This window comes from Variovorax paradoxus EPS, from assembly GCF_000184745.1.
In the GTDB taxonomy this organism is placed as follows: domain Bacteria; phylum Pseudomonadota; class Gammaproteobacteria; order Burkholderiales; family Burkholderiaceae_C; genus Variovorax; species Variovorax paradoxus_C.
The window spans coordinates 806,112-818,141 of the sequence record NC_014931.1 but is presented as its reverse complement, the minus strand read 5'-3'; the positions used below and the strand labels follow the sequence as shown (position 1 = coordinate 818,141).

The 12,030-nt window shown below is 65.5% G+C and carries 14 protein-coding genes; 8 read left to right on the top strand and 6 right to left on the bottom strand.

The features are described 5' to 3' along the window. Positions 1-116: 116 nt before the first annotated feature. Both VARPA_RS03630 and VARPA_RS03625 read right to left on the bottom strand, forming a co-directional pair. Positions 117-1,481, bottom strand: a complete 1,365-nt coding sequence (locus VARPA_RS03630; protein WP_041942761.1) for an ATP-binding protein — start codon at positions 1,479-1,481, stop codon at positions 117-119. Positions 1,482-1,602: 121 nt separating this feature from the next. Beyond that, complete coding sequence (locus VARPA_RS03625) at positions 1,603-2,019, bottom strand: organic hydroperoxide resistance protein (protein WP_013539190.1); 417 nt, start codon at positions 2,017-2,019, stop codon at positions 1,603-1,605. A 271-nt stretch (positions 2,020-2,290) separates the two neighbouring features. On the opposite strand from VARPA_RS03625, the gene VARPA_RS03620 reads away from it, so the two are divergent. After that, positions 2,291-3,034: a response regulator gene (locus VARPA_RS03620; RefSeq protein WP_013539189.1), complete on the top strand. Its 744-nt coding sequence runs from the start codon at positions 2,291-2,293 to the stop codon at positions 3,032-3,034. Between the two features lie 155 nt (positions 3,035-3,189). On the opposite strand, the gene VARPA_RS03615 is transcribed toward VARPA_RS03620, so the two are convergent. After that, positions 3,190-3,774 carry a thioredoxin family protein gene (locus VARPA_RS03615; protein WP_013539188.1) on the bottom strand — a complete coding sequence of 195 codons (585 nt, stop codon included), beginning with the start codon at positions 3,772-3,774 and terminating at the stop codon, positions 3,190-3,192. Between the two features lie 224 nt (positions 3,775-3,998). On the opposite strand from VARPA_RS03615, the gene VARPA_RS03610 reads away from it, so the two are divergent. Then, complete coding sequence (locus VARPA_RS03610) at positions 3,999-4,202, top strand: hypothetical protein (RefSeq protein WP_013539187.1); 204 nt, start codon at positions 3,999-4,001, stop codon at positions 4,200-4,202. A 203-nt stretch (positions 4,203-4,405) separates the two neighbouring features. Beyond that, positions 4,406-4,837: a hypothetical protein gene (locus VARPA_RS03605; RefSeq protein ID WP_013539186.1), complete on the top strand. Its 432-nt coding sequence runs from the start codon at positions 4,406-4,408 to the stop codon at positions 4,835-4,837. Here the strand turns inward: VARPA_RS03605 and VARPA_RS03600 are convergent. Further along, complete coding sequence (locus VARPA_RS03600; RefSeq protein ID WP_013539185.1) at positions 4,818-5,774, bottom strand: helix-turn-helix transcriptional regulator; 957 nt, start codon at positions 5,772-5,774, stop codon at positions 4,818-4,820. The two genes, VARPA_RS03605 and VARPA_RS03600, sit on opposite strands and share 20 nt — an antisense overlap. Positions 5,775-5,924: 150 nt before the next feature. On the opposite strand from VARPA_RS03600, the gene VARPA_RS03595 reads away from it, so the two are divergent. Beyond that, entirely contained in the window at positions 5,925-6,722 is a 798-nt protein-coding gene (locus VARPA_RS03595; RefSeq protein WP_013539184.1) for a fumarylacetoacetate hydrolase family protein, read from the top strand. A 6-nt stretch (positions 6,723-6,728) separates the two neighbouring features. Here VARPA_RS03595 and VARPA_RS03590 read toward each other — a convergent pair whose 3' ends face one another. Together VARPA_RS03590 and VARPA_RS03585 are read right to left on the bottom strand one after the other, a co-directional pair. Next, entirely contained in the window at positions 6,729-7,748 is a 1,020-nt protein-coding gene (locus VARPA_RS03590) for a TRAP transporter substrate-binding protein (protein WP_013539183.1), read from the bottom strand. A 27-nt stretch (positions 7,749-7,775) separates the two neighbouring features. Further along, positions 7,776-8,558 (bottom strand): IclR family transcriptional regulator, encoded by a 783-nt coding sequence (locus VARPA_RS03585; RefSeq protein WP_013539182.1) that lies wholly within the window; start codon positions 8,556-8,558, stop codon positions 7,776-7,778. Positions 8,559-8,708: 150 nt separating this feature from the next. Between VARPA_RS03585 and VARPA_RS03580 the strand changes: the two genes are divergently transcribed. From VARPA_RS03580 to VARPA_RS03565, 4 genes are read left to right on the top strand one after another with little or no spacing between them, the layout of a single operon-like run. Beyond that, positions 8,709-9,707 (top strand): TRAP transporter substrate-binding protein, encoded by a 999-nt coding sequence (locus tag VARPA_RS03580; protein WP_013539181.1) that lies wholly within the window; start codon positions 8,709-8,711, stop codon positions 9,705-9,707. Between the two features lie 30 nt (positions 9,708-9,737). After that, entirely contained in the window at positions 9,738-10,193 is a 456-nt protein-coding gene (locus VARPA_RS03575) for a type II 3-dehydroquinate dehydratase (RefSeq protein ID WP_013539180.1), read from the top strand. After that, positions 10,190-10,753: a TRAP transporter small permease gene (locus VARPA_RS03570; RefSeq protein WP_013539179.1), complete on the top strand. Its 564-nt coding sequence runs from the start codon at positions 10,190-10,192 to the stop codon at positions 10,751-10,753. The genes VARPA_RS03575 and VARPA_RS03570 overlap by 4 nt, the downstream gene beginning before the upstream one ends. Next, entirely contained in the window at positions 10,750-12,030 is a 1,281-nt protein-coding gene (locus VARPA_RS03565; RefSeq protein ID WP_013539178.1) for a TRAP transporter large permease, read from the top strand. The genes VARPA_RS03570 and VARPA_RS03565 overlap by 4 nt, the downstream gene beginning before the upstream one ends.

Here is a 12,030-nt window from a genome sequence, read left to right as displayed (position 1 = left end):
GCGGTCGGTGCGCGCCCTCGGGGCGTGCGGGGTCTTCTCGGTCTCGACGCACGAGCCGCGGGTTGCAGGAAACAGGTGAAGAGGAAACGGCTGCGGCGTGCGCGGCCCGCTTTCCTCTAGGCGATTCGCGTGGGCATGGTCAGGCGTGCCTCCAGTCCGCCTTCGGGGCGGTTCTGCAGCTTGAGTTCGGCGCCCATCGCCATCGCCAACTGGTGCGCGATGGCAAGGCCGAGGCCGGTGCCGCCGGTGCTGCGATTGCGCGAGCTCTCGACGCGGTAGAAGGGCTTGAGCACCGCATCGAGTTCGTCGGGTGGAATGCCGGGGCCGTTGTCGACGACGGCGATGGCCAGTTGCCCATCACCGGGTTGCACGCGCACCCGCACATCGCTGCCGAAGATCAGCGCGTTGTCGATCAGGTTCATGACGATACGGCGCATCGCGTTCGGGCGGCCGACGATCGGCGTGCCCGCCTTGCCTTCGAGGTGCACCGTCTTGCCGGCGTCCTCGTAGTCGGCCAGCATGCTTTCGAGCAGCGCGTCGGCATCCATGCGCAGCGGCGGCTCGGTGGCACCGTGCAGGGTGCGCGCATAGGTCACGCCTTCGCGCACCAGCGAATTCATCGCGTCCAGGTCCTGGCGAAACTTGGTGCGGTCGTGCTCGTCGTCCATCATCTCGGTGCGAAGCCGCATCCGCGTGATCGGTGTCTGCAGGTCGTGCGAGATGGCGGCCAGGATCTCCACGCGTTCGGACATGTAGCCGCCGATGCGCTGCTGCATCGCATTGAAGGCGCGCGCGGCGTGCGCCACTTCGGTGGGGCCTTCTTCCGCGAGCTTCTGTGCCTTGAGGTCGGGGCCCAGGTCGTCGGCCGCGGCGGCCAGCTCGGCCAGCGGCCGCGTGACCAGCCGCACCGCGAACCAGGCGCAGACGGCCAGCACCAGCAACTGGATCACGAGCACCCACATCACCCAGCTCGACACCGGCATGCCCACGCGCATGGCGTGCACCACGACAGAAGAGCCATCGTGCAGCCGCACCTGGATCTGCAGGCCCTCGGGCGGACGGGCCACCTGCCCGACCTTGACGATCTCGAACGGCCGCATCGCCTCGACGATGGCGGTGGCGAACTGCTGCGACAGCAGCGACTGGGGCGCCACGCCTTCGGCCATGCCGCCCAGCACGAAGCGGTAGTTGCGCCGCTCCAGCTTCTCGAGCCAGGCGGGGCGTTCGGCGGCGGGCAGGCGGTCGAGGATGGCGACCGAGCTGGCGATGTCGCGCTCGATGCCGATCATCATCAGCTCGCGCATCGCCATGTCGCGCTCGTAGCGGATGGCGGCGAAGGTGAGCAACTGGGCGATCGCCAGGCCCACCACGATGATCAGCGTCACGCGGGAGAAGAGCGACCGCGGCACCAGCCGGCGCAAGCCACCGGCGGTGCTTGCAGGAGGATTCACGACGGCGGGGCTGGCGGGTGGGGTGGACATGGGCTCGTTTATAGACCCGGGCCTCGCCCGAAAGCCCATCGCATGTATCGCAGTGTGTTCAGCAGCAAGAAGCGACATGGAACATTACCCGTTCGGCCCTGTCATGCGTCAGGTCTCGGCGTCAGACCACGTTGATCGCGACGTCGATGTTCCCGCGCGTGGCCTTGGAGTACGGGCACGTCTGGTGCGCCGCATCCACCAGCGACTGGACGACCTCGCGCTCGATGCCGGGCACGCTGACGTTCAGGCGGGCCTTGAGGAAGTAGGCGCCATCGGTGTTGGCCAGGTCGACCTCGGTGTCCACGGCCAAGTCGGCGGGCAGCTTGATCTTGAGCTTGCCGGCCGCCAGGCCCATGGCGCCGATGAAGCAGGCGGACCAGCCGGCGGCGAAGAGCTGCTCGGGGTTGGTGCCGGTGCCCGGGCCGCCGGGGGAAGAGAGCTTGACGTCCAGGCGGCCGTCGCTGCTGGTCGATGCGCCGTCACGGCCGCCGGTGGTGTGGGTCTTGCCGGTGTAGAGGATCTTTTCGGTGGAGGTCATGGTGTTTCCTTGGAAGGGTTTGTTGGGAACGGACCGGATTGTTGGGCCGTCCCCGCCCCCTGGGATCACCTTGCGTATGCCTCTGTATCCGCGCTGGAAATCCACACACTACGTTTCACCGAAGCAAGCAGTGGCGGCCCGAGGCCTGGTGCGACGCGAAACAAACTGTCGCGCCCGCGCCGCCAGATACTTGCGAATACAAACCCGCTTGCAGCGAAGCCCCTGCGGGATACATTCCGGCTGCGGCGCACTTCACACCTCACCCACAGCCATGACCCCAAAGACCTCCGACCACATCCTCATCGTCGACGACGACCGGGAAATCCGCGAACTGCTCACGACCTACCTGGTCAAGAACGGTCTGCGCGTGGTGGCGGTGCCCACCGGCCGGCACATGCGCGCGGCGCTGGAGGAGTCGGGGCCTTTCGACCTCATCATCCTGGACCTGATGCTGCCGGGCGAAGACGGGCTCACGCTGTGCCGGGACCTGCGCACCGGCAAGTACAAGGCCACGCCGATCCTGATGCTCACCGCGCGCAGCGAAGAGGCCGACCGCATCCTGGGCCTGGAGATGGGCGCCGACGATTACCTGGCCAAGCCTTTCTCGGCGCGCGAGCTGCTCGCGCGCATCCGCTCGGTGATGCGGCGCACGCGCATGCTGCCGCCGAACATGGGCGCAGTGGAGCCGTCGCAGAAGCTGGCCTTCGGCGACTGGCATGTGGACACGGTGGCGCGCCACCTGCTGGACGACAGCGGCACGATGGTGGCGCTGAGCGGCGCCGAGTACCGCCTGCTGCGCGTGTTTCTCGACCATCCGCAGAAGGTGCTGAGCCGCGACCAGTTGCTCAGCCTCACGCAGGGCCGCGAGGCGGAGCTCTTCGAGCGCTCGATCGATCTGCTGGTGAGCCGCCTGCGCCAGCGGCTGCGCGACGATGCGCGCGAGCCGCGCTACATCAAGACGGTGCGCAGCGAAGGCTATGTCTTCGCCTCGGCGGTCGAAGCGCGGGACGACTGAGCGCCGCCCCTCGCCCTGCGCCCTTTCATGAATGGGCGCGTTTCCGAGGGCCCGCCGACTCGCGGGCCGTGATGCATTGGCAACTCACCGGGTTCCGCACTTCGTGTGCGAAGCCGCCCGCGAAGAAGAGGAGCGCGAACCAGAGCTTCTTCATCTCAGCCTCCGGTGGCAGCAGCAGCACCACCAGCCACCGGCGACGGCTCGGCCAGCAGCGCCTGGATCTTTTTCTCCGTCGTGCCGTAGCTGCCTTCGCCGAAGTGCGAATAGACGATCTTTCCCTGCTTGTCGATCAGGTAGACCGCGGGCCAGTACTGGTTGTTGAAGGCCTTCCAGGTGCCGTAGCTGTTGTCCTGCGCCACGGCGTGCTGGATCTGCAGGCGCTTGATCGCGTCCTGCACGTTCTTGGTCGACTTCTCGTAGGCGAACTCGGGCGTGTGCACGCCCACGACGACGAGGCCCTTGTCCTTGTACTTCGCGTTCCAGTCCTTGACGTACGGCAGGTGGTTGAGGCAGTTGATGCAGGTGTAGGTCCAGAAGTCGACGAGCACGACCTTGCCGCGCAGGTCCTGCAGCTTCAGCGGCTCGGAGTTGAGCCACTTGTCGATGTTCTGGAATTCGGGCGCCTGCTGCGCGGCGCCCGCGGGAACGTCGCCACCCGGGGGCGGCGCGGCAAAAGTGAGAACGGCGACCGAGGCCGCGACCGCCGCAACGGCGAGAACTACATTGGATCGAATGCTCATGATGATGTTGTTCTGAACAAGGAAGTGGAGGGGGTTGGGGAAAGAACGAGCGGATTGTTCGCCGCACCTCGCGCCTCGGACACACATTGCGTATGCCTCTGTGTCGGCCTTGAAAACGAACACACTACGTTTCACACGCGGCGGCTTTCGCCCCCTTGCGAGACCTCTGGAAAATTCAGACTTGGCCTACAGACACCCGATTTCCAAGGGAACATCGTCGGGCCATGACACATCCGATCGAACTCATCATCGAGGAGCCGGTGCCCGGCTCGTTCGTCTGGCGGCTGCTGGAAACCGATGCGAACGGCGCGAACCCGACCGTGCTTCGCAGCGCCTTCGATGCGGCCGATAGCTACGAGGCCGCGCTGGCTTCGGGGCAGCGTGCCCTGCACAGCGAAATACGCAACATCGCCGCCAGCGCGCACTGAGGCGCAGCGCGGTCGCCACCTTCATCTCCATCGCCATCTCTTGCCGGAGAAGGTGCATGCGTGCGCACACGCCGGCCGTCGCGTCAGCATGTGCTTACGGCTGGTTCGCGAGGCGTCCTACCACCTGCCCGCCGCCGCTTCCTAGGATGTTTTCAGGCGCCGGAACCGATGCAACAACCAACACCGGCGTCAAGGAGATGACCATGCAAAAGTTCCTGCGGATATGCGCGACCGCGTCGTGCTTCATGGCACTTGCGGCCCATGCGCAAACAACCCCGCCTCCGGCGGCAACGATGGACCCCGCCGTGGCGGAGCTCAAGGCCGGTCGCGACAAGATCGCCGCCGACTACAAGGCCGACAAGGCCGCCTGCGATGCCATGAAGGACAACGCGAAGGACGTCTGCGTCGAGGAAGCCAAGGGCAAGGAAAAGATCGCCAAGGCCGAGCTCGACCAGAAGGTGCGGCCCAGCGACAGCAACGCACGCAAGGTGGCCGAGGCCAAGGTCGAAGCCGCCTACGACATCGCCAAGGAAAAGTGCGACGACCAGAAGGGCGACGCCAAGTCCGCCTGCGTGAAGCAGGCCAAGGCCGAAGAGAGCAAGGGCAAGGCCGACATCAAGGCGATGAAGAAGTAACAACGGCAGCAGCAGCAGCAGCCGGCGCGCTCGCGCCTTGGCGGAACTGCCTTGGCGTGACGCCGATCTGCTGGCGAAAGCGCCGGCTGAAATAGTCGGCATCGCTGAAGCCGCATTGCTGCGCGATGTCGCCGATGCGGACGCTGGAGGTCAGCAGCAATTCCTTTGCGCGCTCCAGCCGCCGCTCGGTGACGAGCTCGGTGAAGGTGCGGTCGGTCTGCTTCTTGAGCAGATGCGCGAGGTAGTTGGGCGACAGCATCGCCGCAGCCGCCGCTTCGTTGAGCGACATCTCTTCGCTCAGGTGTTCGCGCACGTAGCGCATCACACGCTGCAGCGCATCGCGCCGCGAACTGCGGCCGCTGTGGCGTGCGGCCTGCTCCAACAATGTTCCCTCGTGCCGCTGGCAGGCCAGCGCGATGAGCTGCAGCAGGATGCCGCGGATCGCGCCCGCAGTGGCGAACCCCCGCGCGCGGTTCAGAGCGGAGAGTTCATCGAGCCAGCGCAGGATGCGCGCGAAATCCGCTTCGTCGAAAGTGAAGTCGACGTACTCCTGAAAGAGGAACGGCGCGAGTTCGGGATGCCGCGCGACGGACACCTCTTCGAGATCGAGCGGCTCGACGGCAAGTTCGGGCCAGAGAAAGCCCTGGTCGAAGTTCACGATGGCGTAGCGGGCACCGACGGGATGCGGCACCACGTGCACGCGATACGGCAGCACGAAGCTCAGGTGCCCCGCGCGGAACGGCCGCACCGCGCCGCCGATGAGCTGCTGCTCGCCGCCTTCGATGCTCACCTGGATCTGGAAGTACTCGTGCCGGTGCGGCCTTGCGAGCACGTCGCGCGCGCCTTCGAAGCGGATGTCGAAGTCGAGATGGTTCGCGCGCTCCTGCATGCCGTAGAGGCGGGAGCTGGAGGTGCTGGACTGGTGGGGAGCCGGCATGGCGCGATGGTAGCGAGAGGCGTGGGCAACGGCTCCGGTGCGCGTGTTGCTTGTGTCCTGTTTTTGCGTAGATGCGTGCGGCGCGGCGGCCGTGCGTCATCCCAGAATCGACGACGCGCTTTCAGACATAACCCGAAGGAGACACAGACCATGTCCAACACCTCATCACGCCGCGGCCTCCTGGCCGGTTCCGCCGCCATGGCCACGGGCGCCATTGCCGGTTGCGCCTTGCCCGCCGGTGCCGGGCGCACGGCGCCCACGCCTTTCGATGTCGCGGTATCGACGGTGCCCATCGTCGGCAGCGAACAGGTGTACCCGGTGCGCCGCATCTATTGCATCGGCCGCAACTACGCCGCCCATGCGCGCGAGATGGGCTCGGACCCGACGCGCGAGCCGCCCTTCTTCTTTCAAAAGCCGGCCGACGCGATCCAGGTCGTGATGCCGGGCAAGGTGGCCGACCACCCCTACCCCACGCTCACCAAGAACTACCACTACGAGGTGGAGCTGGTCGTTGCGCTCGCCAAGGGCGGCAAGAACATTCCGGCGGCGAGCGCGCTCGACCACGTGTACGGCTACTCGCTGGGCCTGGACATGACGCGCCGCGACTTGCAGCGCGAAATGGGCGACCAGAAGAAGCCGTGGGAAATCGGCAAGAGCTTCGACCACTCGGCACCCATCGGGCCGATCCATCCGGTGGCGAAGGTCGGTCATTTCGCCGATGGCGCGATCTGGCTCAAGGTGAATGGCGAAACGAAGCAGCACGCCACGCTCAAGTACATGATCTGGTCGGTCGCCGAGCAGATCAGCCGGCTGTCGCAGGCCTTCGAGCTGATGCCCGGCGACATCATCTATTCGGGCACGCCCGAGAACGTGGGGCCGGTGGTGCGCGGCGATCTGATCGAAATCCACATCGACGGGTTGCCCAACCTGTCGGTGCGGATCGTCTGATCCGATTTACTTGCGCGCCTTGTCGATCTCGGCCATCAGCTCCTTGACGGTGGCCTCGCCCACCGAGGCCGAGTACTTGTCGATGACGGGCTTCACCTTGGCGCGCAGCTTGGCCATTTCTTCGGGCGGCAGTTCGGAGACGGTCATGCCGGCCTTCCTGAGCGCATCGAGCGCACTGTCGGCCGCGCCGCGCGAAGCCTGGCGCTGGAACACGGTGGCCTCGGCGGCGGCGTCGGAAATGATCTTCTTCTCTTCGGCGCTCATGCCGTCCCAGGTCTTCTTGCTGACGAGGAGCGCCTGCGGGTTGTAGATGTGGCGCGTCTGGGTGATGTACTTCTGCACCTCTGCGAACTTGGACGACAGGATCGTCGTGTTCGGGTTCTCCTGCCCGTCGACCGCCTTCTGGTCGAGCGCCGGGTAGAGCTCGGGGAACGGCAGCGGCGTGGCGTTGGCACCGAGCGCGCTGAAGAGGTCGATGTAGATCGGCGACTGGATGACGCGGACCTTCAGCCCCGCGATGTCGTCCGCCTTCACGATCGGCCGCTTGCTGTTGGTGAGGTTGCGAAAGCCCAGGTCCCAGTAACCCAGGCCGTGCAGGCCCTTCTCTTCGAGCCTGGCCATCAGCTTCTGGCCGAAGGGACCGTCGGTGACGGCATCGGCTTCCTTGCCGCTGTTGAAGAGAAACGGGAAGTCGTAGGCCGCGAACTCCTTCACCTGCGCGGAGAGGATGCCGGCGTTGAGCACGGTGATCTCAACCGTGCCGCCCTGCAATGCGGACACCGTCTGCAGGTCGCCGCCGAGCGAGCCACCCGCGAACAGCTTCACCGTGATCTTGCCGCCGGACTTGGCCGCGACGATGTCGGCGAACTTCTGCGCGCCCTGCGCCTGCGGATGGCCGGTCTGGTTCTGGAACGCGAACTTGAGCGTGCGCTCCTTGATCTGCGCGAACGCGCTGCCGGTGGCGAATGCGGCGGCGGCCGCAATGGTAGCCAGCATCGCGAGCTTGCGAATCGAATCTCTCTTCATGGCTTGTCTCCTTTTATGTAAGCCGACTTAGGCTCTTTTCTTGAACAACGCCGATGCGCCGCTGGCACGCGCAACGTCTTCGGCGGTCTGAAGAAGCGCGGGTCCGAGCGCTTCCATCCGTTGCGGCGTCAGGCGGCTCAGCGGCCCCGCGATGGTGACGACGCCGATGGCCGTGCCGTCGGCGCCGCGCACCGGCGCGGCCATGGCTGTCATGCCCGGCGCGAACACTTCATTGATCATGCTGAAGCCGCGCTGATGCGCAGCCTTCACGAAGGCCATCACGCCCTTGATGGAGGTGGGCGCCTTGGGGCCGTAGTCCTGCGGCGTGCCCAGTCCCTTCTTCGCGACGAGCACGGTGGCGGCGTCCTCGCTCATCGTCGAGAGCCATGCGTGGCCGGCCGCGCTGCACGAGAGGTTGACCGACAGGCCCATGTCCGGGTCGTAGCGAAGGCCGCGTGTGGCGCCCTGCGCCTTGGCCACGAAAGTGAGGTCGTCGCCATCGACCACGGCCAGCCGCACCAGTTCGCCCGAGGCCGAGGCCAACTGGTCAAGCAGGGGCTGCGCGATGTCGACGATGCCGGAGCGGCTCAGGAACGACAGGCTGATCGAGACCAGCTTGATGGTCAGCAGGTAGTGGCCATCGCGCGGGTCCTGCCGCACATAGCCGCAGCGAATGAGTTCCGTGAGCAGGCGGTGCGACGCGCTCAGCGGTATCTCCAATTCGCTTGCCAGGGCAGAGAGCGCGCAGCCCTCCGGATGTTCGGCCAGGTATTCCAGCACCTTGAAGCTGCGTTCCAGTATCCCGCTCATATCGCTCTTTCGAATTTCATTTCACAGACGACGGTGATCTTGCCCGGCGGAGCGTAACAGACAGGGAAGGGATTTCCATAGTGGAAACGCTTTCCAAGAAAATCCATAATCGCGCCCAATCGGTTTTTCCATCTTCCCTGAGGACCTCTTGTGAAACTTCTTCGTACGCTTGCCATTGCCAGCTTCTGCGTCGGCCTTGCCGCTCCGTCGTGGGCGCAGCAGGATCGCGTGATCCGCTTCGGCCACCTCAACAATGCCGATCACCCCGTGAGCTTCGGCGTCAAGCGATTCGCCGAGCTGCTCTCGGCCAAGAGCGGCGGCAAGATGAAGGTCCAGGAATTCCCCGCCTCCCAACTGGGCAACGAGATGCAGCAGCAATCTGCCCTGCAGGGCGGCGTGCAGCAGATGTCGGCCCCGGCCACCACTTCGCTTGCGGGCATCGTCAAGGAGTTCGGGCTTGTGGACTTCCCCTTCTCGGTGAATTCCTTCGCGCAAGCCGATGCGTTGCTCGATGGGCCTCTCGGACAAGCCCTCATCGCCAAGCTGCCCGAGAAGGGCCTTGTTGCCCTCGGCTATTGGGACCTGGGCTTTCGCAACGTCACCAACAGCAAGCGCCCTATCACCAAGCCCGAAGACCTCGAAGGCCTGAAGATCCGCGTGATTCCGAACCCGGTGTTCCTGGAGACCTTCAAGGCCTTCAAGGCCAACCCGGTGCCGATGCCCTTTGCAGAGCTGTATGGCGCGCTCGAAGCGAAGGCGGTGGACGGTCAAGAGAACCCGTATGCCGTGATCCTCTCGAACAAGTTCTACGAAGTGCAGAAGTTCGTGAGCGCCACGAACCACGTCTACGCCGCCAACATCGTGCTGGTGAGCAAGAAGTTCTGGGACTCGCTCACCCCCGCTGAGCAGAAGATGATGAACGACGCGGCCAATGAAGCGCGTGGTTATCAACGGCAAGTGAGCCGCGCCGCAGCGCAGAAGGCCGTGGGCGACCTGCAGGCCAAGGGCGCGCAGTTCAACGAACTCTCAGCTGCCGAGCAAGCGCGCATGCGCACTGTCGCCAAGCCGGTCATCGACAAGTTCGCCGCACAGTACGACCCCGCCATCGTCAAGCTCTACAACGACGAACTCGCACGCATCCGCAAGTAAGCAAAAAAAGCCCTCTCACCGAAGCTCCCCATGAAGATCCTCGTCCTCCACGGCCCCAACCTCAACCTGTTCGGCCGCCGCGAACCTCACATCTACGGCAAGACCACGCTCGCCGAAATCAACGCGCAACTGCAGTCGCTCGCAGGCGAACTCGGCGTGACGCTGGAGACGATCCAGTCGAACCACGAAGGCGACCTGATCGATTTCCTGCACACGCACATCGACGATGCGCAAGGCGCGCTGGTCAACCCCGCGGGCCTCACCCAGCACGGCGTGCCGCTGCACGACGCGATCAAGGCCATGCCGTTCCCGACCATCGAGGTTCACATGTCCAACATCGCCGCGCGCGAGGCGTGGCGTGCGCACTCGATCATCTCGCCGGCGGTCAAGGGCACGGTGCAGGGGCTCGGGCCGCTGTCGTACCTGGCCGCGCTGCGCGCGCTGGTGGAGATGCAAAGAACAGCCTTGGCCGCGGCCGCGCCATGAGTCGCTGGATCGACCGGTGCTGCACCGGCATCGAGGCGCTGATCGCGGCCGCGCTCGCGGTCATGGTGGTGCTCGTGTTCGGCAACGTGGTGCTGCGCTACGGCTTCAACTCGGGCATCACGGTGTCCGAGGAAGTCTCGCGCTGGCTCTTCATCTGGATGACCTTCCTCGGCGCGGTGGTCGCGCTGAAGGAGCACGGCCACCTGGGCGTGGACATGGTGGTGCAGAAGCTGCCACCCATCGGCAAGAAGATCTGCCTGGCCGTCGGCCACGTCGTGATGCTCTACATCGTGTGGCTGCTGTTCCAGGGCAGCATGGCGCAGGCGCGCATCAACTGGGACGTGACGGCGCCGGTCACCGGCGCGTCGATGGCCATCGTGTATGCGTCGGGCGTGGTGTTCTCGGTGCTGGCCGGCTTCATCCTTGCGCTCGACCTGCTGCGCCTTCTCACCGGCCGCATTGCCGAGAGCGAACTGGTGATGGTGCAGGAGTCGGAAGAAGCCGTGCAGCTCCAGCAGATCCTGGGTTCGCAGAACGAGACGCCGGGAGCGCGCAAATGACCATCCTCGTCTTTGTCGGCTCCCTCCTCCTGGCCATGGCGATGGGCATTCCCATCGCCTTCTCGCTGCTCGCGAGCGGCGTGGCGCTCATGTGGCACCTGGACCTGTTCGATGCGCAGATCCTCGCGCAGAACGTGATCGGCGGCGCGGACAGCTTTCCGCTGCTGGCCGTGCCCTTCTTCATGCTGGCCGGCGAGATCATGAACGTGGGCGGCTTGTCGAAGCGCATCGTCGACTTCGCGCTCGCGGTGGTCGGGCATGTGAAGGGCGGGCTCGGCTACGTGACCATCATGGCCGGCTGCCTGCTCTCGGCGCTCTCGGGCTCGGCCGTGGCCGACGCCGCCGCGCTCACCGCATTGCTGCTGCCGATGATGGTGAAGGCCGGCCACGACAAGCCGCGCGCGGCCGGCCTCATCGCGGCCACGGGCGTGATCGGGCCGGTGATTCCGCCGAGCATCGGCTTGGTGATCTTCGGCGTGGCCGCCAACGTGTCGATCTCGAAGCTGTTCCTCGCGGCCATCGTGCCGGGCCTCCTGATCGGCGCGGCGCTATGGCTCACCTGGGCCTGGCTCGTGCGGCGCGAGAAGATCGTGCCGCCGCCGCGCAAGTCGTCGGCCGAGATCTTCGCCACCTTCCGCAAGGCGATCTGGGCGCTGATGCTGCCGATCATCATCCTCGTGGGCCTGCGCATGGGCGTGTTCACGCCGACCGAGGCCGCGGTCGTGGCCGCGGTGTATGCGCTCTTCGTCTCGACAGTCATCTACCGCGAGATCACCTGGCGCGACCTCTACGGCATCTTCGTGAGCGCGGCCAAGACCAGCGCGATCGTGATGTTCCTGATCGCCGCGGCGATGGTGAGCGCCTGGCTCATTACGGTGGCCGACCTGCCATCGAAGATCGTCGGCCTGCTGGAGCCCTTCATGGGCAACCAGATCCTGCTGATGATCGCGATCATGGTGATCGTGATGGTCGTGGGCACCGCGATGGACATGACGCCGACCATCCTGATCCTCACGCCGGTGCTCATGCCGGTGGTGAAGGCGGCGGGCATCGACCCGGTGTACTTCGGCGTGCTCTTCATCATCAACAACTCGATCGGACTGGTCACGCCGCCGGTGGGCACGGTGCTCAACGTGGTGGCGGGCGTCGGGAAGATATCGATGGACGATGTCACGCGCGGCGTGGTGCCGTTCATGATCGCGGAGTTCGCGATCCTGTTCGTGATGGTGGCGTTTCCGCAGCTGGTGATCGTGCCGGCGCGGTGGTTCGGGGGCTGA